We start from the raw sequence: 19,520 nt of genomic DNA on the forward strand, positions 1-19,520 counted from the left end.
TCAGGCGACCTTGGTTTCGCTGTGCCGCTTCATGCGCGGGGTTGGCTCGCTATCAGCGGGCTGATTTCGCTCCGCTCGAATCCTTTCGAGGAGGGCCGAGGCAGGCTCGTCTGCCGGGTCCTGAGGGACAAGCTCACCCCGGAATGCCTTCGCAAGAACGGCCGCCTCCAAGGATGGTGTTCGGGAAACAGCCTCTGCGCAGACACGGGCTATAGCCCGAGCCCGAGCCATGGCCGCATCAATCCTGCGAACGATCTGAGCCTGCTCACCGAGAGACGGCAGGGGAACGGGGAGACTTCTCAAGTCAGAGAGATTCACCCCTTGCTGCGCAACCCCTTTGGTGCGACCAGCAAGAAGCTCGGTCGCGGCTGGCGATGCCAAGAGGTACATGACGAACCGGGGATCCACACCTGGCAGTACGGGAAGCATTGCGACTTCGCGACTAATGTTCATCCCGCGCATCTTTTCGGATGCCACAGCCACACCGCCGACGGTGCCACGAATTGCAAGCAGGACCTCACCACCAGCCAGGCGAGTGCGTGCGTACTGCTGCTCAATTGCCGGGGCCACTCGCTTGAGAAACGCGAGGTCGACACCGAAGTCTTTGAGGTCACCGCAGCGCACGGTCGGCACTCCATCTACCGTCTCATCGCCCGTTTGAACAATGCCGTAGGGCACACCTCGGTTCGGATCGCACAGACCTTCGACAGGCGCTACGACCCATCCAAGGTCAGAGACAGAACCAAAGGTATCCGCCTCATCGTTGCACTCGGGTTCCTTGTACTCGGTCTTCCACTTCTCGTCCTTGGGAACCTTGCCCTTGGCCTGCATCCGCTCCAACTCGACCTTTTCCCATCGACTGCGCCGCTCGGAGCGGATCTGTTCCAACAGCTTTGAAGCAGGTGCCACGTCCGGATTAGCCTCACGCCAATCCCGCGTCAGGTCGCCCCGGAATGCGGCTGCGAGCACCGATTGACGAAATCGCTCAAGCAAGGTGGGGATGGCGTCCAGGGCTTCCTTCGCGCTGCTGCTGCGGGCCAGAAGCGATTCGAGCTTAGTAACGATACGACGCTGCTCGTTGAGCGGAGGGATAACTAGATCCGTCCCCTCAAATTTCCCTTTGGTGATGTGACCAAGCCCAACCCCCCCGTGTGCCTGACCGATAAACGACTCAACACGCTGATTCAATGCATATCTAACATACGACTTATCGAGACAACCCTCATTAACAATGACGCGAAATATATGCTGATTAAGAACTGCGGGACCACCGTCCCAAACATGAGCTCCGAAAGATGTTCCGGGCGTTCCAGACCAAGCAAAAAGCAACTCTCCCGTATCAATCAAAAACCGGGCATCCACCTTCCCATCAAAATAGTTAAATGACGACGATGGGTTGTTGAGATTTTGGATCCGAACGATCGGTAAGCCAGACTTCACCCAGTCCGTAGGCTTGAACGCCCGCCCATTTATGAGCTGACAGATGTCACCAATCCGCGCGCTGCCCCATCCCGGAGGTAGAGATTGAAGTTTCGTCACTGCCCCACCTTTTCGGCACCAAGGATTGATTCAAGAGCGTCGATATCCAAAAGAGCGCCTTGGAGCATCGTTCGAATTTCCGACACAATGACCTCCGGTTCGGAGAGCGCATTGGTGTCGCCAAGCGATTCATCCTTAAGCCAAATTACATCCAAATTGTCGCCCCGAGCCTTAATGTCCTCGCGGCTAAACTTCCGAAGCCGGCCTTCGGCGCCCAAGTCCTTGCGCCTGCTCTTTCCATTGGGATCATCGCCAAACAGCTTCTCGAAGTCGGCGAAGTGCTCCCGAAGAAATGGCGTCCGCTTCCCATAGGCCGGGGCATTAGTCCGCATGTCGTAGAACCAGACGGCCTTTGTGTTGCCCTTGTCCGTTTGTCCCCGCGTAAAGAACAATACGTTTGTCTTCACCCCCTGCGCGTAGAATATGCCAGTCGGAAGTCTCAGGACAGTGTGCAAGTCGCACTTGTCCATGAGGTCGGCGCGGATCTCCTGGCCAACGTTCTCCTCGAAGAGCACATTGTCCGGAACGACAACGGCCGCGCGGCCTCCGGGCTTCAAGCCCCGGTAAACGTGCTCCAAGAACGCGAGCTGCTTGTTCGATGTCGGGAACGTGAAATCGTCGCGCTCGGGCTTGCCGCCACCCTTCTTGGTCCCGAACGGCGGGTTCGTGATGATGATGTCCGCCTTCGGCAGGTCGCGCCCGACAGGCGAGAGCGTATCGCCGAGAGTCAGCTCCCCCTCCAAGTCGTGCAGGGCCATGTTCATCAGCGCCAGACGCCGAGTCTCTGGAACCAGCTCCACGCCGTAGAACGCCGTCCGGCGCTGGAACGCCTGCTGCTTCTCCGTGAGGTCGAAGTAGTTGTCCGTCTGTGAGCGGACGTACCGGTCGGCAGCGATGAGAAACCCGCCCGTTCCAGCAGCCGGGTCCTGTACGGTCTCACCGGGTTGCGGCTTCACCACGGCGATGATCGCGTCCACCAGGGGCCGAGGCGTGAAGTACTGCCCTGCCCCGGACTTCACCTCCGTGGCGTTCCTCTCCAGGAGCCCTTCGTAGAGGTCGCCGAGGTTTTCCCGGTCCACCCCGTACCAATCGAGCGCATCCAGGGCCTTCACGAGCGCGTTCAGGCTCTTCGGATGCCTCAGTGATGTATTGGCATTCGCGTAGATGTCCTGGACACGACTGCTGCCCTTCGTGCCGAGGTAGAGGAGCAGTTCCTTGTAGAACTGGAGCTGGTCCGTACCCTCGCGCTTGAGCAGGTCATCCCAGCGATACCCCTTGGGGAGCTGGTCCTCCCGCTTGGTCTCCTTCGCCATCTTCAGGAACAGCACGAAGGCCAGCTCGGCGACGTACTGGTGGTAGGTCACCCCGTCTTCGCGGAGGAGGGAGCAGAGGTTCCAGAGCTTCTGTACGAGTTCGTTCGCGTTGGTGTTCATCCGGTTGCCTTGCCACCTTGTTGCCAGAGAGCGTCGTTCAGGTCAGCAAGGACCTGCTCCAGACGGCCCTCGAAGACCTTGTTGAAGTACGTGAAGCCACCACTGGCCCCGAACTGGCCCTGGTCGAATGCGTCCTTGTCCACGACGGACTCGACCTTGAGCTGCTTGGCGATCCGCTCCAGCCACTTCCGTTGCGGTGACGTCCAGGCCTTCGCTTCCAGCACCTGACGGAGGGCCCGGTCCACACGCTCCGAGTACGGGACCAGCGCCTCTCCCAGTGCCCGCTGACGGATGAAGCCGATGATGGAGGCCGCGATGTCCTGGTTGGTCGTCTCCCGCCAGGCCGTCTGGAGCGAAGTCTCGTTGTAGCCCGCCCGGTCGAGCGCCAGCTTCAGTTCCTTGAGCTGCTGGCGCGTCAGCTCACGCGGCCGCTGGCACACCACCAGCAGCGCCGGGAGCATGTTCTGGTTGTTCCGGATGAAGGTCCCGAAGTCGTTCAGGTAATCACCGGGCCTGACACGCCCCGCGCCGTAGCCCCGCTCTACTGACTTCAGCGAGTCCGCGTGATGACTGACGTAGATGGGCGGCACGGGCCCCGTGGTCGTATCGAGCACTTCGCCCACCTGCGTGTGGGCTGAGAGCCAGGCCGCGACCTCGGCGGAGGACTTCTTCCGGAGGAAGAGCAACAGGTCGCCGACGGGCATTCCGGCGGCGGCCTCGAAGTGCTCGGCGGCCTTCTGCTCGATGGACCGCCGCTTGCGCTGGAGCTTGACCACGAACTGGTCAATCACCTGCCGCTGGGCCTCGGCGTCCTTGAGGCCAAGGACCTCCTGGGCGAGCTGCACGAACGTGAAGGACGGGTTCACGACGACCGGCTTCATCGACGTGAAGCGCTCCAGAGCCGCATAGAGGTCCACGGCATCGAAGATGCGGAAGACCTCCTTGCCGATGTCGTCACATCGGCGCGTCCCCCGGCCCAGCATCTGCTCGTAGAGGATGCGGCTCTTCACCCGCCGCAGGAACACGAGGTTCACGATGGGCGGCACGTCGATGCCGGTCGTGAGCAGGTCCACGGTGACGGCGATGCTCGGCTGCTTCTCGTTCTTGAAGCGGCGGATGAGCTGAAGCGGCTTGTCCGAGCTGCCGGTGATCTTCATCACCGCGTCATCGTCCACGCCCCCGTACTGTGCATCCAACGCCTTCTTCAATGCCGCGACCACGATGTCCGCGTGATGGTCCGTGGCGCAGAAGATGAGGGTCTTCCCCTCCGCGGCAGGATCAATCTGACGCGCCAGTTCCTCGCAGATGACGCGGTTGAAGTTCTCCGTGACGACCCGGGTGTTGAACGCATCCACTTCGAAGGACAGTTCGTCCGGCATGTGAACGAGATCGAACTTCTGGGCCTGGACGTTCCACGTCGCGGCCTGCTCGCCAGCAGCCCAGCGGATGCCAGCCTCGGACAGCTCGGTGGTGATGCGGACCGGCGGCTCATGGTCCACGAGCCAGCCGTCGATGACCGCCTCCGGGTAGCTGTACGTGAACACCGGCTCGCCGAAAATCTGCGTGGTGTGCAGGGCCGGCGTCGCCGTCAGTCCAATCTTCACCGCGTCGAAGTGGTCGAGGACGCGGCGATACGTGCTGATGTAGTCGTCCTGACTCCGGAAGCTCAGCTCCGTGTCGCTCATCTCCCGGTCGAGGGTGTAGCCGCGGTGGCACTCGTCCACGACGATGCAGTCGTAGTCGTCCACCTTCGGCCGCTCGCCGTCGTCGCTGTAGAGGGTCCGCTTCACCATGCCCTGCACCGTGGCGAAGTGGAGCTTTGTTTCGGGGTCCGGCCGGATGTCCTCCATGCCCTTCACGTTGAAGATGTCCGTGAAGGTCTGCAGCCCCTCCAGACGCGCGTGCTTGAAGGCGTTGATGGCCTGCTCCCCGAGGGCACTACGATCCACGAGAAAGAGCACGCGGCGGAAGCGTCGCGTCTTCACGAGCCGGTACACGAGGCCGATGAATGTCCTCGTCTTGCCCGTACCCGTGGCCATGGCGATGAGACATTCGCGGCGCCCTGTCCCCAGCGCTGACTCGACTGCATGAATGGCCTTGAGCTGGTAATCGCGCAGGCCGAGGTACTCCGTCGGCTCCACGCGCAGCGCCGCTTCGGACGACTCCTTGTCCTGCTGGAGCAACCCCTTCAGGCCCTCTGGCGAATACCAGTCGACGAGGGCCCGGGAATGGTTGGTCGGACGCCGCGCATCGAGGAAGTGGATTCCACTCTTCAACTCGAGCTGGCGCAGGTACGGCCTGCCGTTTGTCGCGAAGAGGAAGGGCACCAGGTACTTGCCCCAGGGGCCACCTGGAAGAACCTCATCGCCCTTGAGCCGATAGCCCTCGCTGTAACGCTTCGCTTGCTGAATGGCGCCCAGTACGTCCTTGCTCCGGCGCTTCGCTTCGACCACGGCCAGGACCTCCAGACCGGCGAAGAGGACGTAGTCCGCCGGACCGCTCGTGGTGGGCCACTCCGCGATGGCCAGGTTGCGGCCCCGCTGCGGCCGGACGCCCGCCGCGAAGGTGAGGGTCTGAGAGTCGGCCTCCCAGCCCACCTGACGAAGTTGCGCGTCGATCAGCTTGCGCGTGTCGGTCTCGTCCAGGTCCAGGTCGGCACCAGCGGACTGCGCCTGCTGGACCAGAAGGTCGAGCTGCTTGGAGGGCGTCGCCGCTGCCTGGACCTGTGCAGCGTTGAGACCGGCTCGGAGTTTCGCCTCTGCCTCCTCGGCGAGTGACTGCCAGACCTCGCGCTCCTCGGCATCCTTGCGAGCCCGCTCCTCCGCGGAGAGACGCCGCCGGGCTTCCTCGGCTGCCGCGGCCAGGGAGGCTTCGGCACCCAGCTTCGCCTGCGCCAGTTCACTCCGAAGCCGCTCCAGTTCCTGCGCGAGCGCCTTGCTCTCCTGTGCTGGATCAGGAGGCGGGATGAACGGCCCCGGGTTGAAGTTGCGCTCCTTGCTGAAGGTCCGGTGGAACCAGATGGCCAGCACGCGGCCAATCTTCAATCCGTGGAGCGCGTCACTGTGCGTTCCCCGGACCTCATGCGCGGCGGCGTTCCCGGCTCGCCGAAGCTCATGGAAGACCTGACGGACCTCGACGGTCAGAGCACCGCGCGAATCCAGTGCACGGATGAGGTCCACCTGGTTCTGGTCCGGTGAAGCAAGCAGGCCAAGGTTCGCGGCGGCTCGCTGTGCAAGGACCTCCGCGAACTGCCGGAGCTTCATCAGGCAGGTGGTCGGATCTTCTGCGAAGTAACGCTCTGCCTGGGCCCCTAGCGCGACGAGCAGCGGGTCGTGGGTCCTCAGGAAGTCGAAGTTCGCGGAGCGCGGCTGGGGAGCAGGCACATCCCAACTCTACCGAATGTTCACAGCTTCCCGAGATCCGGAGGGCGGGGTGCTGGGTCCAAGCCACCCCTGCCAGCCCGCACAGCAGCACTCCTTCCGTCAGGGCACCGTGTCCCCCGCCACGGCGCCGGACGGCTTGGGGCGCTCCCACCGCTCGAGCGCGATGGTGACGGGCCCGGGCAGCAGGGCCTCCTTCTTCACGCGCGCGTAGGCGGCCTTGGAGTCCGCGCCCCGCGCATCCAGCTTGCGCGCGAGGACCAGGTGGAGCGCGGCGCGCTCACCCCAGTCCAGCGTGTCCAGCGACTCCACCGGCAGCTTGCCGCTCACCACGTCCTGCAGCTCGCCGTAGTTCAGCTCAGAGTTGAAGACGTCGAGCATCCTCGCCGCGAGCGCGGGGTCCCCCAACCGCTCGAACTCCGCCGCCAGCAACAGGCCCGCCTCGGGACTCAGGTGACGGACAGCGAGGTGGTCGAGCTGGGCACAGGCGCGCGCTGCGACCTCGGGCTCCTCGGCCAGCGCCACCAACACCCGCGTCGCGATCGCGAGGTAGTTCTCCTGGGGCGCGGCGCCCAGCTTCGCGGCGTTCACGGGCTCCCCCAGCGAGGCCGCGAGCCACTCGCTCACGAGGCCCTGGGGCCGGTCCTTCTGGGCCCACTCCACGAGCTGCCGCATCGTCGCGTTCTTGTCGCCGGCCTGCGAGCTGTGCCCGACCACTTTCGCGTAGAGCTCCACGAACGCCGGATGCAGCTCCTCCGTGGCGCCGACCTTGAGCAGGCGCTCCGACAGCCTGCGGACGGCCTCCTCGCGGCGCCCCAGCGCCACCAGCGTTTCGGCATGCGTGTCCTGGAAGCGCGGGTAGTCCGGGTCGCCGTCCCGCTCCATCGCCTCCAGCAGCGGGAGCGCGTCCGCCCAGCGCTGCAGCCGCGCGTAGCGCACGGCCAGCGCCCGACGGGGGAGCAGCTCCCCGGGATGAGCGCGCACCAGCGCCTCGAGCCGCGCCGTGGCTTCGGGCCCCGGCTCGACGCGCGCGAGCAACACGGCCAGGACCACGGAGCCCGGCTCACGCTCCAGCGCGGCCCGGTAGTAGGCCCGCAGTTCGTCGCCGCGTCCGGCACGACGCATGTCATGCATCCACATCCGCTGCGTTTCAAAGTCGTCCGGACGCGCGTCCCGCGCCACTCGCGAGATGGCGAGCGACGCCAGGGGCCCCTCCTCGCGCGCGAGCAGCGACCTCGCGGTGGGGGCCGCCTCCGCCATGCCCGGCAGCTCCGGCAGGGCCTTCGAGAGTCCCTCCACCAGGCGTGCCCCCTCGAGCGTGCGGTGCATCGCGAACAACCAGCTGGCGCTCGTGGTCCAGCCACCTGGCGCCATCCCCAGGTGGATGCGCGACGTGGTCTTTCCGCTCGACTCGTCCGACGTGAGACTCTTGGGAGGCTCGGCGAGCACGTAATCGATGCGCCCCACCCGCTGGAAGGACGTACCCGCCAGGAGCTGGGGAGCGGGCTCCGGAACGGAGCCGGGTGCCTGGTTCCGCGAGTAGAGGACCGTCCGCGTGTAGAGCGGCGCGGCGCCCAGCACGTTGTAGACAAAGAGCCCGCCCTCGTCGGTCACGAACACCGTCTCGTGGGCCCACGTGCCCCCCTCGCCCTGGATGTCCACCTCCAGCGGCCCGACCGGCATCGGGCGCGTCAGGTAGTCATTCGCCGGGAGCGTGAAGTGCGCCTTGCCCGCGGTGACCGTGACGGACGAGTCCAACCCGTTGACGAAGAGCACCCGCTCACGGCCGCCGAGCATCCGGACCGCGCCCACGATGGCGACCGCGCAGACACCGATGCCGCCCAGGAGCAACACACCCTGACGGCGGGAAGTCGAAGGAGCACTCACGGCTGGGCCTCCTGGCCAAGCGTCGAAGCCGTCAACAACAGCGGGCGGCGGTCGCCCGCACCGGGCAGGTGCCAGCGGTCCACCCACGCATGGAAGAGGACCTCCGCGGCGCGCGGATCCGCCGCGTCGGCCACGAGCTCCAGCGGCGGGACCGCCGCGTCCGCACCCAGTCCTTCCTGGGCCACCGACCAGACCCGCTGGGCCGACCCGCTCCCCGCGCCGGGACGCGACTCCTCCCGCACGCGAAGGGTCAGCAGGGGCGGTCCCTCATGGAGCGAACCCCGCCCTCCGTCCACGACCAGCACGCCCTGCCCCAGCGCTTCATCCACGGTCCGTTGCCAGGCCCTCACGAGCAGCTCCGAGGGATCATCCTGCGGCAGCGTCCGCACGCCTTCGGGCGCCGCCCACGTCACGGAGACACGTCGGCTGTGCGTGCGCGAGACGGCCTCCAGCAGCCCCGCGAAGAACGCGCGGGACGGGCCCGCGGGGCTGCCTGGATCCAACCGGGCATCGAGCAGTGCGCGCGACCGGCCCAGCTCCGCGTCCACCCGGGCCTGGATCTCCGGAGCGAAGCGGGGGTCGGGCTGCTCGCGCAGGTATTCGAGCAGGGAGCCCAGGTCCCCTCGGGCCGCGACGCGCGTCCAGGCGTGCTCCGCCGCGACCCGCTGCTGCGGCCAGATGGCCCCGCCCACCAGCACCACGCCCACGCCCGCGGCGGCGAACACGCCGGGCCAGGGCGAACGGGGCGTTCCCGCGCGCACGTGGCCCGCCTTGTCCGCGCGCGCCAGCAGCGCCGGAGGCAGGTGCTCCACGCCGCTCTCCGCGTCCAGCATGCCCCGGCCGAGCAGCTCCAGCACGCGGCGGCGCCGGGCGATCAGCTCGTTGGCCACCGCCTCCGCCTTGTCCTTTCCGCGCACGGTCAGGGTCATGCGCTTGCCGTTGAAGCGCATCTCGAGCGCGGTGTGCTGATAGACGCCGTTGTTCTGGTGGTTCACCAGCTGCAGGTCCTGCAGGTGCACGAGCGGCCACACGGTGATGCGGTCGATGGCCACTTCAATCAAGTGCAGGGGATGGATGGTGTTGAAGCGGCCATAGGGGCTCGCCATCACCCGCAGGAGCTGACGGGCCTGGGCCCAGGTGACGCCGAAGGCGACGGCCGCGAGCACCGCGCACCCGACCCAACCCAGGACGCCGCGCTCGGAGGTCCCGAAGGAGATGAAGGCCATCAGGAAGCAGGTGGCGGTGGCGAGCGCCAGCGTGAAGATGGCCGGCATCACCCAGGTCGTCACGACGCGCCACCCACCAATCCGCTCCGCCTCCGAGTGCAGCCAGTCACGGGTGACGGCCGGCAGGGCGTCCACGTCCAGGGTGACGCGGGTCGGGTACGCGACCTCGGTGGCGCTCTCCGGGTTGAAGCGCCGGCCGAACTCGAGCAGCCGGTTCGCGGCCTTGGACTTCTGCTGGGCGAAGAGGTGCGCGGCGGCGGAGGAGAGCTGGCCTCCCGTCCAGCGGCGCAGCTCGGGGTCGGCGCCCTCCGGCAGCTCGGCGTCGAGCTTCTCCAATTCCTCCGCGACGTTGGCGTCCTGGCCGTACTCCAGCATCGTCGCGATGCGCCGCACCTTGAGGGCGAGCACGTCCATCCGCGACACACCGGGCAGCTCCTGCGCCTTCGTGAGCACTTCAATCGCGTCCGCCACCTGCCCCATCGCCTCCAGGCAGTCGGCCAGTGCCACGCGCGGGCCCACCTCCGAGGGGCCATGCTTGCCCGCGCGCCAGAAGGCATCCGCGGCCTCCTTCAGCTGCTCCTGGCGGACCAGCACCCAGCCCCGCTGCAGGTGTCCCTGCCAGTGGTCGGGCGCGCGCTCGAGCAGCGCGTCGAACTCCGCCAGCGCCTGCTTGAGCTCGCCCTCGAAGAGGAAGTGGCGGCCCAGCAGGAGGCGCGCGTCGTGGAAGTCGGGCTGCTCGGTGAGCAGCGTGGTGAGGACGTTGCGGCCCCCGTCCTTGTCTCCCGCTTCGAACAGGTTGATGGCTTCCTGGAGGTGCGCGTTGCCCGCCGCCTCCGGGCCGTCCGCCTGCGCCGCGGTGCTGGCGTCGAAGGCCTGACGCGCCTCCGGGTCGGAGAGCAGCTCGTACGCCTCACGCAGGCGCCGGAACTCCTCCGGGTGCGTCTCCGGCGGGTTCTGCCGGACGCGCTCGAAGTAGGCCTTCTTGATGGCGCGGGCGTCCGCGTCCTTCTCGACGCCCAGCACCTCGTAGGGGTTCTGGCGGGGCTCGTTGTTCACCTTCGCTCCAGTCCTGGCGTGTTCACGGCCGCGTTCACGAGCCGCCACGCCTCATCCAAGCTGTCCACGGCGATCAGGCGCAGACGCCCGGTCACTTCGGGCGGCAGCGCCGCCACGTCATCCAGGTTGCGGCGCGGGTGCAGCACCACGCGCATGCCTTCGAGGTACGCGGCCACCAGCTTCTCGTGCACGCCGCCCACCCGCCGCACCTCACCGTTCAACGTCACCTCGCCCGTCACGGCCAGCCGCGCGGGCAACGGGCGCTGCGTGTACGCGGAGAGGCCCGCGAGCGAGAGCGCGAGACCGGACGACAGGCCGTCCTTGCCCACCTCGGTGTCCGTGTAGTGCAGGTGCAGGTCGTAGCGGGTCGTGAGCGTTCCCAGGCTCAGCGCGGGAGCGCGGGCACGCACCACGCTGAAGGCCACGTCCGCAGCCTCCTGGCCCTCGGGGCCCACATGGCCACTGCACCGCAGCACGCCGCGCCCGGGCACCGCGACCGCCTCCAGCGGAGACACATGTCCGCCTCCCGGATGCCAGCCGAGCACGCCCACGCGGCCCACCGCGGGCAGGTCGCGCGCCAGCAACCGGCGGCGCTCGGCGACCTCGGCCTCGCGGCCCGCGGCCGCCAGGGACTCTCCGTTCGCCGCCGCGATGGCATAGAGCTCGCGCGCTTCGTCCAGCGCTCCGGCTTCGAGCCGATGATCACCCAGGCGCAGCGCGGCGGCCCCGGGTGCGCTGGCGATCTCGAATGCGGCGCGACGGGCCTCTTCCACCTGGGCGGCGGGGCGTCCCTCCAGCCACAGCAACTCCGCGCGAAGCAGGGCCGCGGCGGCACTGGTCCGGGTCGCGGCGGGCGCGACCACGAGCTGCCGCTTCGCCTCCGCGAGCGCACCTCGGGTGAGTGCCTCGACGGCTGCATCGAGCTTCGCCTGGGAGAGCGCGGCGCGCGCCGTGGGCAGCTTGAGCGCCAGCGCGGCCTGCTCCAGGGGAGGCGCGTCCAGCATGGCGGTGGTGGCGGGAAGCCCGAGCGCGGAACGCGCACCGAGCACCGACTCCGCGAGCCGTGGATCCTCGGGCGCGAGCAGCCGGGCCCGCCTGAGCGCGGGCATGGCTTCGGAAGGACGGTTCGTGCGTTCGCACAGCCGGATGACGGCGCGCCAGGCCTCCAGCTCACCGGGCGCGGCTTCGGCGGCCTCGAACGCATGCACGAGCGCGTCGTCTGGCCGCTCGTCCTCCAGGAACGTGATCAAGTCCGCGCGCAGGGACGCATCGCGGGGAGCTTCACGAACGGACGTCTCCAGCAGCTTCAGCGCTTCGGCCCGCTTGCCATCGCGAGCCCAGGCACCGCACAGGAGGCGGCGCGCGGGCCCGCCTCCGCCCAGGTCCAGGGCCTTGCGCGCATGCTCCGCGGCACCGCGAAAGTCGCGCTCCTGAAAGAGCGCCTCGGCCAATGCCAGACGTGCCGAGGGTTCCGCCGGACGCAGCACCACCGCGCGCTTGAGTTCTGTCAGGAGCATGCGTGCTCCAGGCGCGCCGAGGGTTCCGCCGGACGCAGCACCACCGCGCGCTTGAGCTCGGTCAGGAGCATGCGCGCTCCAGGAATGACCTCTCGGCCCAGCCCAACGGGCCCGGGGAGCGCTGCGCCACCGGGCGCTGGAGTTCGGTCGGAGGCACGTGCTCGCTCAGCCCAGGTCGAACAGCAGGTCGGTCAGCTCCGCATCCAAGCGGGACGCGGCGACGCGGTCCCCCTTCGCACGGGCCTCACGCAGGGCGTTGCACAGCGACTCCAGCCGGGGACGCACGCCCGCCGGCGCGGTCGCGATCCGTTCGGTCGCGGCGGTCAGCAGTGCCTCCGCGTCGGCCTCCGGGGACACGGGCGCAGCCGCCGGCATGGGCACCGGCGCTCCCGGGGCCGCGCCCCACTCGCGCGCCAGCCGCTCCTTCGCCTCCAGCCGCTGCTCCGGCCCCAGGCGCTGCGAGCGCTTGTCCACCACCAGCGTGGCCTCCTTGCCCGTGGAGACCACCCGCGTCGTGACGTCGAGGATGCCGTTGATGTCGTACGTGAACGTGACCGCGACCTTCTCCGTCCCCGCACGCTCGGGAGGCACGCCCTCCACCGTGTACGCGTCCAGCAGCAGGTTGTCCTTCACCAGCCGCGCCTCGCCCTGGAACACGCGGATCTCCACCGCGCGCTGCCCGTCCGCCGTGGTGGCGAAGGTCTCCGTGCGCGACACCGGCACCGTCGTGTTGCGCGGGATGAGCGGCGAGAAGACGCCCCCCACCCGCTCGCGCCCCACCGTCGCCTGCACCTCCACGCCCAGCGTGAACGGACACACGTCGGTGATCATGATGCCGTGCGCGGCGCTCACCGCGCCCGTCTTCAGTCCCGCCTGAAGCGCGGCGCCCAGCGCCACCGCCTCGTCGGGGTGCACGCCTTCGCGCGGCTCGCGCCCGAAGTACTCGGCGACCAGCCGGCGCACCAGCGGCACGCGCGAGCTGCCCCCCACCAACACCACCTCCGCGATGGACTTCTTCGACAGCTTCGCGTCGCGCAGCGCGCTCTCCATCGGCTCGAGCGTGGAGCGCACCAGGTTCGTGATGAGCGCCTCGAACCTCGCGCGCGTCACCTCCACCTCCAGCGACGCGGGCGTGCCACCCCGGCCCGGCGCGAGGAACGGCACGATGACGGGCGTGGCCTCCACCGACGTGAGCGCGATCTTCGCGGCCTCCGCCGCCGCCTTGAGCCGCACCTGCGCCGCCAGGTTCCCGCTCAGCGACACGCCGTGGGTGCGCTCGAACTCCGCGCCCAGCCACGCGGCCAGCGCCTGGTCGAAGTCGCTGCCGCCCAGCTGGTTGTTGCCCGCGGACGCCTTCACGTCCAGCACGCCCTGGAACATCTCCAGCACCGACACGTCGAACGTGCCGCCGCCCAGGTCGTACACGAGCACGTACTGCTCGGCGTCCAGGTGGTTCACGCCGTACGCGAGCGCCGCGGCGGTGGGCTCGTTGAGCAGCCGCTCCACCTTGAGCCCCGCCAGCTCACCGGCATCCTTGGTCGCCTGGCGCTGCGCATCGCTGAAGTACGCGGGCACCGTGACGACCGCCTCCGTCACGGTGCCGCCCAGCGCGCGCTCCGCGTCCTCGCGCAGCGCGCGCAGGATGAGCGCGGAGATCTCCGTGGGGCTGTAGCGCCGGTCCCCCAGCGTCACCGGCAGGTCGCGGCCCATGCGCCGCTTCACCTCCGCGATGGTGCGCTCCGGATGCACGAGCAGCTGCGCGCGCGCGGACTCGCCCACGTGGAGCCGCCCCTCCGCGTCCAGGCCCACCACCGAGGGCGTGAGCCGCTGCCCCAGCCGGTTGGTGAGGAGATTCGGACGGCCCGCGCCGTCGAGCGCGGCCACCAGGGAGTGCGTGGTGCCCAGATCGATGCCAACGACATGACTCATGAGAGGGAAACCCGGGCCTTTCGCCAGGAGGACCGCGAGTGGCGGACTAGGACTCCGGCGGAGTCCACGGCTGGGCCGGCGCGGCGACGGGGGAGGCCTCCGGAGCCGAGTACAGGCGGTGCAGCTGCCTCAGCCCCTCCTCGCTGATTCCCGCCTCACGGGCGATCTCCATCGCGCGCTCCGGCGACGCGTGGGTGACCCACTTCCAGGTGTACGAAGCGACGAGCCCGCCAATGCAGGCCAGCGCGAGCACGCCCGGAACGATGGCGTCCTGCATCTCGTGATTCGTGAAGTTGATGAAGCCGAAGAAGAGCGAGCCGAGCCCCACGACGATGAACAGCATGCGCGCCCACGCCACGAGCACGGACTTGCCGCTCATGCCGATGGCCTGCCCGCGCCAGCCGTTGCCCTCCTGGCTTACGACGAGCCAGCCCTCCAGCGGGATGAGCGGCACGAAGTTGATGTGACCGAACTTCGTCGCCACGTAGCCCAGGCCCGGAATCGCATCGACCTTGCCGTAGAGCCTCGAACCGAAAATGACCATATGCGTCCCCCTCGAAACCGTCGCGCCGTGCCGCAGGGCCCCGGCGGCGCGAGCGCGAATCCTGCGGCACCCGGGCGAAGGCGCGCAATCCCCCGCCCCGGATAGGACAGCGCCTCACGACCCCGTGGGCTGCCATCCAGGCAATACGGACCCGGCGGGCAGGACTGGCTTTGCGACACCCCGAGTGCCCCTGCGCTCCAACGTTGCGTTGCTCAGGGCCGGCGCACGCAACGGAACCCCACCCCCGTCAGGCCGTTCTTCGGATAGGCGAGGCCCCGGTGGGCGGACCGGAACAGGGAGGGCACGTGATTGAGCCAGGAGCCTCCACGGTGGACGGGCTTCGCTGGCACGCCGGAGGGTTCGGGAGGCGCGTCCTCGCCAAGCCGCTCCTGGTAGCCGGTGGCGGTCCATTGCCACACGTTCCCGGCCATGTCGCAGAGCCCCCAGCCGTTGCATCGCGGCCCGGAGTGGACCACCGGTGCCGTGCCGCCACGGCAGCCTCGCGACGCGCAGGACACCGAGCCGACCACGTGCTCCGCGTCGAACGACTCGCCCCACCAGTAGGCGGAGGCCGTCGAGGCACGCACGGCGTATTCCCACTCCGCTTCCGTGGGCAGTGCTCCGCCCACGAGCTCGCAGTAGGCCCGCGCGGCGCGCCAGTCCACGCAGGTCACGGGATGGTCCATGCGCTCGGAGTCCAGGTTGCAGCGGCCGAGCCATTCCTTCGGGGTTTCCGCATCGGTCCACCAACGCGCCTGGGGATCCTTCGCGCGCACCTGCTCACGTCGCGCCGCGAAGGCCCGCACCGTCACGGGCACGACATCCATCTGGAAGCGCTCGAACGCGACCTCCGTCCGGGGCCCCTCGTCCACATCCCGCCCCGGCTCGCCCGCCGGCGAGCCCATTTCGAAGCGTCCGGCCGGCAGCCACACCGACTCAGGCGGGGCCACAGGCTCCACGCGGGCGTCGCGCGGAGCCGCGCCTTCTTTCGCGGTTCCACAGCACGCCATGAGCACAAGGAGGGCGGCACCCGGACGGGCCAGGAAGGAAGTCGAAGTCATCCCGGAGAGTATCGCTCCACGCCCTCCAGCAACGACAGGATGAACGCGTCGTACGCGTCCTTCATCGGCAGCTCGTAGTCCACCTTGAGGCGGCGGCACTCGGCGAGGACCGTCTCCCCGGTCCTCGGGTCGCGCGCCTCCTTCGCGTACGTCTCCCGGTAGAGCCCCGTCCCGCGCTTCTGCCAGTTCGGCAGGTCGTTGAAGTTCACGCCCCGCTGGAAGAGCAGCTCGTTCTTCTGCGCCACGGACGAGTGAAAATAGCCCGCGCGACGTCAGCGCTCTTCGACTTGCCCTCGGGGTACCGCGCCACCATAACAGGGGCATGGCTTCGTCTGAGATGACCGGAATTGAAGAACTTGAGCAGCTGGTCAGGGCTGTCGAGCAGCACGACCTCGACATTCGCCAGCGCATCACGGAGCTGAGCAGCCGACTCGCGGAGCATTCTCGCCGAGCCAGCGTCGTGGTCCACACGGAGTCCTTCACCATTGAAGATAGTGGCGAGCCTATCGAGCGCGTCTATGGCTACCTCGGCGTGGACGCTTCGGGCCTCTATCTCGCCTACCGCTCCGCATATGACGATCTTGAGGAGTCAATGACTGGCGTCTCCGACGAAGACCGTTCGTACAGGGTTGGTCGCCCGGAAAGCTGGGATGTCCGTTGGCTCAGGCTCGTCTCCAGTGATGGACATCTCGACAGAGTGATCCAAGGAATGAAGACGGCACTCAATCGCGTACTCGAAGGAAGAGCGAGCGCATCGAATTCCGTTCAGCGGCTCATCGCGAACCCTCCGGCTGGCATCGCAGAAGCGCTCATCTCCTCAGCACAACACTTCGGCTTCAGTCGGTTAGTCGTGGATTGGGGCAAGGCCGATCGGCTGCTTTCCACAGACCCCGCTGCCGCCGTGACAGCCGCTTCAACGCTCACGGAGACAACGCTCAAGCACATCCTCCTCCATCGAAAAGAGCCCTTGCCTTCGGACCAAACCATTCAAGGCCTCTACAAGGTCGCGTCCAGGAGCCTGTCGATCTCCGAGGAAACGGTCGCGGATGAACTCCGTGGCATCACGCGCAACCTGTCAGCCATGGTCCAGAACATCGGAACGCTGCGCACCAAGACAGGCGATGCGCACGGACGAGGTCCCCAGCACGTCGATGCAGACCGGGCCATTGCGCAGCTCGCGGTTACCGCAGCGGGCGCGTGCTGCACCTTCCTGCTACGCAGGCTTCAGGAAGTCGAATCCGGCAAGAACCAAGCGGTTGAACCCCACCTCCCTTCCTTGCTCGGAGGAGGAAGCTCTTCTCAACCGGAAGTGGACCCGCCCGGGCTGGCTGTTGTATCCCCCGGAGTGCCGGAGCGGTCCGGGTGAACGCCGGCCATCGCAGGCATGGATGGCGGGAGGAAAGTCCGGGCTCCACAGGGCAGGGTGCTGGCTAACGGCCAGTCGAGGCGACTCGCAGGAAAGTGCCACAGAAAACAGACCGCCTGTCCTCGCAAGGGGGCGGGTAAGGGTGAAACGGTGCGGTAAGAGCGCACCGCGTCCGGGGTGACTCGGACGGCACGGTAAACCCCACCTGGAGCAAGAGCCAATAGGAGCGCGTCCCCGAAAGGGGACAGGGATGGCCCGTCCCATGCGTTCGGGTTGCTCGCTGATGAGGTCCCTGGGCAACCAGGGCCCTAGATGAATGTTCGCCGCCCATCCCGAAAGGGGTGGGGACAGAACCCGGCTTACAGGGCCGCTCCGGTTTTTTTCCCTGTCACCCGCCCACGGGGACCTGCGCCAGCAAGAGGCGGCCCCGGCCATCGTTGCGCACCGCCTGCGGGTTGGTGAGGGGCAGCCGGGCGTCGTTGCGCGGCTCCCACAGCCCCATCCACACGTTGATGGCGCGCGGCGCCGCGCCCTGCGGCAGGGCGATGACGAACTCGTCCTTCACCGTCTCCCCCACCTTCCACTGCGTCGTGGGGTACAGGCCGCCCGCGGGCTTGTGGTCCACGTTCATGCGCTCCATGCGCCCGTCCGCGTCCTCCACGTGCACGAAGACGAGGTAGTCCTCCTCCAGCGGCTGGAGCACCTTGAAGAAGACGGTGACGCGCGCCTGGTCCCCCGGGGGGATGCGGCCCGGCTGCACGGACGCGCCCACCACCTCCACCTTGCCGCCCAGGTTGGCGCCGCTGCGGATGGACAGCGGGGGCACCTGGGTGACGGTGGCCGCGCGGCGCTCCTGTTCACTGGCCCCGCCGGGGGCCTCCACGATGCAGGCACTGGAAGTGCCCAGGAGGACGGAAGCGGTCATCAGGACGTTCAGGGGCGGAAGGCGCATGGCGGAGGGCCGTTCTACCCGGCCACGGGCGCTGCATCCAACTGCGCGTTGGTGTATGCGGAGCGGCGATGAAGACCCCGACCTCCCTCGACGCACTCCTGGCGCAGGTGCCCCCTGCCCCCTCCCCCGCCCCCACTCCCGGCGGCGGGACGACGCAGCCGGGCACGGGGACCCCGCCGGACACCGGGCTCACCGGCGGCGAGGTGGTGGGCATTGGCGGCGCGGTCCTCGCCATCGTCCTCGCGCTCGTCGGGGCGCGGAAGCTCTTCGGCAAGAAGCGCGTGCCGGAAGCCCCCCGGAAGCCCGAGGAGGCGCCCCAGCTGCCCGCGGAGCGCCCCGAGCTGCGCGTGGAGCTGCCGCCCAACGAGGCGGAGCTGGCCCGGCGCCGCGAGCTGGACGACGCCCACGCGCGCATGGACGAGCTGCGCCGCGAGCGCGAGACGGCCTCCTTCGCCGCCCACGCCGCCAGGGACCCGGCGGAGAAGGCCCGGCTGGAGGCGCAGGTCCGCGCCCTCAAGGAGAAGGAAGAGGAGGCCAAGCGCGTCGAGTACCGCGCCAAGAAGGCCGTCGACGACGAGACGCGCGAGCGCCGCAAGCGGGAGCAGGCCGAAGCCGTGCGCCTGCGCGAGGAGGCCATCGCCCAGGAGGCCGCCCGGGCGGAGGCCGCCCGTCAGGCGGAGGCCGCCGCGGCGCGCGCCAAGGTGGAGGCGGAGGGTGGCCGCACCCTGGCGCAGGGCCTGGACCGCACGCGCAACCAGGGCTTCATGGCGCGGCTCAACGGCCTGTTCGGCGGCCAGCGCACCATGGACGAGTCCGTCCTGTCGGAGCTGGAGGAGATCCTCTTCACCGCCGACATCGGCGTGCGCACCGCGGACCACCTGGTGGAGGTGGCGCGCGAGAAGCTCAAGCGCAACGAGCTGAAGGACCCGGAGCGCATCAAGGGCGCCATCCGCGACGAGGTGGCGCGCATGGTGGACCTGCCCGTGCCGCGCTCGCTGGAGGGCGGAGGCCCGCCGCACGTGGTGATGGTGGTGGGCGTCAACGGCGCCGGGAAGACGACGACCATCGGCAAGCTGGCCGCGCAGCTCACCGGCCAGGGCAAGAAGGTGGTGCTCGCCGCGGGCGACACCTTCCGCGCCGCCGCCACGGAGCAGCTGGACGTGTGGGCCGGCCGCGCGGGCGCCCAGCTGGTGACGGGCCCGGAGGGCGGCGACCCCAGCTCCGTCATCTTCGACGCGGTGAAGAAGGCGAAAGACGAAGGCGCGGACGTCATCATCGCGGACACCGCGGGCCGGCTGCACACCAAGGCCCCGCTCATGGAGGAGCTCAAGAAGGTCAAGCGCGTGATGGACAAGGCGCTGCCCGGCGCGCCCCATGAAATCCTGCTCGTGCTGGACTCCACCAACGGGCAGAACGCCATCCAGCAGGCCAAGCAGTTCCACGAGGCCGTGGGCGTCAGCGCCATCGCGCTCACCAAGCTGGACGGCACCGCCAAGGGCGGCGTCATCATCGGCATCTGCGACGAATTGAAGCTGCCCGTGGTCTGGGTGGGCGTGGGCGAGAAGGTCGCCGACCTGCGCCGCTTCGAGCCGCGCGAGTTCGTGAAGGCGCTGTTCGACTGAACCGCCGA

At 68.4% G+C, this 19,520-nt stretch carries 12 protein-coding genes, 1 other RNA gene and 1 pseudogene; 3 read left to right on the plus strand and 11 right to left on the minus strand.

Going from position 1 to position 19,520, the window contains the following annotated elements; translation table 11 throughout:
- From NR792_RS17735 to NR792_RS17780, 10 genes are all read right to left on the minus strand, one after another.
- Complete coding sequence (locus NR792_RS17735; protein ID WP_375761201.1) at nucleotides 1-1,539, minus strand: restriction endonuclease subunit S; 1,539 nt, start codon at nucleotides 1,537-1,539, stop codon at nucleotides 1-3.
- Complete coding sequence (locus tag NR792_RS17740; RefSeq protein WP_375761202.1) at nucleotides 1,536-2,972, minus strand: N-6 DNA methylase; 1,437 nt, start codon at nucleotides 2,970-2,972, stop codon at nucleotides 1,536-1,538. Before NR792_RS17740 ends, NR792_RS17735 begins: the two co-directional genes overlap by 4 nt.
- The gene (hsdR, locus tag NR792_RS17745) at nucleotides 2,969-6,355 is read right to left on the minus strand and encodes a type I restriction-modification system endonuclease (RefSeq protein WP_375761203.1); all 3,387 of its coding nucleotides are present in this window, start codon (nucleotides 6,353-6,355) and stop codon (nucleotides 2,969-2,971) included. The genes NR792_RS17740 and hsdR overlap by 4 nt, the downstream gene beginning before the upstream one ends.
- A gap of 99 nt (nucleotides 6,356-6,454) precedes the next feature.
- The gene (locus tag NR792_RS17750) at nucleotides 6,455-8,239 is read right to left on the minus strand and encodes a tetratricopeptide repeat protein (RefSeq protein WP_375761204.1); all 1,785 of its coding nucleotides are present in this window, start codon (nucleotides 8,237-8,239) and stop codon (nucleotides 6,455-6,457) included.
- Entirely contained in the window at nucleotides 8,236-10,521 is a 2,286-nt protein-coding gene (locus NR792_RS17755) for a DnaJ domain-containing protein (protein WP_375761205.1), read from the minus strand. The genes NR792_RS17750 and NR792_RS17755 overlap by 4 nt, the downstream gene beginning before the upstream one ends.
- Nucleotides 10,518-12,038 carry a S16 family serine protease gene (locus NR792_RS17760; protein ID WP_375761206.1) on the minus strand — a complete coding sequence of 507 codons (1,521 nt, stop codon included), beginning with the start codon at nucleotides 12,036-12,038 and terminating at the stop codon, nucleotides 10,518-10,520. The genes NR792_RS17755 and NR792_RS17760 overlap by 4 nt, the downstream gene beginning before the upstream one ends.
- 165 nt (nucleotides 12,039-12,203) lie before the next feature.
- Nucleotides 12,204-13,967 carry an Hsp70 family protein gene (locus NR792_RS17765; RefSeq protein WP_375761207.1) on the minus strand — a complete coding sequence of 588 codons (1,764 nt, stop codon included), beginning with the start codon at nucleotides 13,965-13,967 and terminating at the stop codon, nucleotides 12,204-12,206.
- Nucleotides 13,968-14,013: 46 nt separating this feature from the next.
- The gene (locus NR792_RS17770; RefSeq protein ID WP_375761208.1) at nucleotides 14,014-14,511 is read right to left on the minus strand and encodes a hypothetical protein; all 498 of its coding nucleotides are present in this window, start codon (nucleotides 14,509-14,511) and stop codon (nucleotides 14,014-14,016) included.
- 212 nt (nucleotides 14,512-14,723) lie between these two features.
- Nucleotides 14,724-15,461, minus strand: coding sequence for a formylglycine-generating enzyme family protein (locus tag NR792_RS17775; RefSeq protein WP_375761209.1), 738 nt, complete (start codon nucleotides 15,459-15,461; stop codon nucleotides 14,724-14,726).
- Between the two features lie 107 nt (nucleotides 15,462-15,568).
- Entirely contained in the window at nucleotides 15,569-15,817 is a 249-nt protein-coding gene (locus tag NR792_RS17780) for a hypothetical protein (RefSeq protein ID WP_375761210.1), read from the minus strand.
- Between the two features lie 464 nt (nucleotides 15,818-16,281).
- On the opposite strand from NR792_RS17780, the pseudogene NR792_RS17785 reads away from it, so the two are divergent.
- Nucleotides 16,282-16,776: pseudogene (locus NR792_RS17785) on the plus strand (abortive infection family protein); the annotation flags it as partial.
- 146 nt (nucleotides 16,777-16,922) lie between these two features.
- An RNA gene (gene rnpB, locus NR792_RS17790) (RNase P RNA component class A) lies at nucleotides 16,923-17,316 on the plus strand.
- A gap of 10 nt (nucleotides 17,317-17,326) precedes the next feature.
- On the opposite strand, the gene NR792_RS17795 is transcribed toward rnpB, so the two are convergent.
- Complete coding sequence (locus tag NR792_RS17795) at nucleotides 17,327-17,890, minus strand: hypothetical protein (RefSeq protein ID WP_375761211.1); 564 nt, start codon at nucleotides 17,888-17,890, stop codon at nucleotides 17,327-17,329.
- 68 nt (nucleotides 17,891-17,958) lie between these two features.
- On the opposite strand from NR792_RS17795, the gene ftsY reads away from it, so the two are divergent.
- Nucleotides 17,959-19,512 carry a signal recognition particle-docking protein FtsY gene (gene ftsY / locus NR792_RS17800; RefSeq protein WP_375761212.1) on the plus strand — a complete coding sequence of 518 codons (1,554 nt, stop codon included), beginning with the start codon at nucleotides 17,959-17,961 and terminating at the stop codon, nucleotides 19,510-19,512.
- Nucleotides 19,513-19,520: the final 8 nt, after the last annotated feature.

This window comes from Corallococcus exercitus, from assembly GCF_042231735.1.
Lineage (GTDB): Bacteria > Myxococcota > Myxococcia > Myxococcales > Myxococcaceae > Corallococcus > Corallococcus exercitus_B.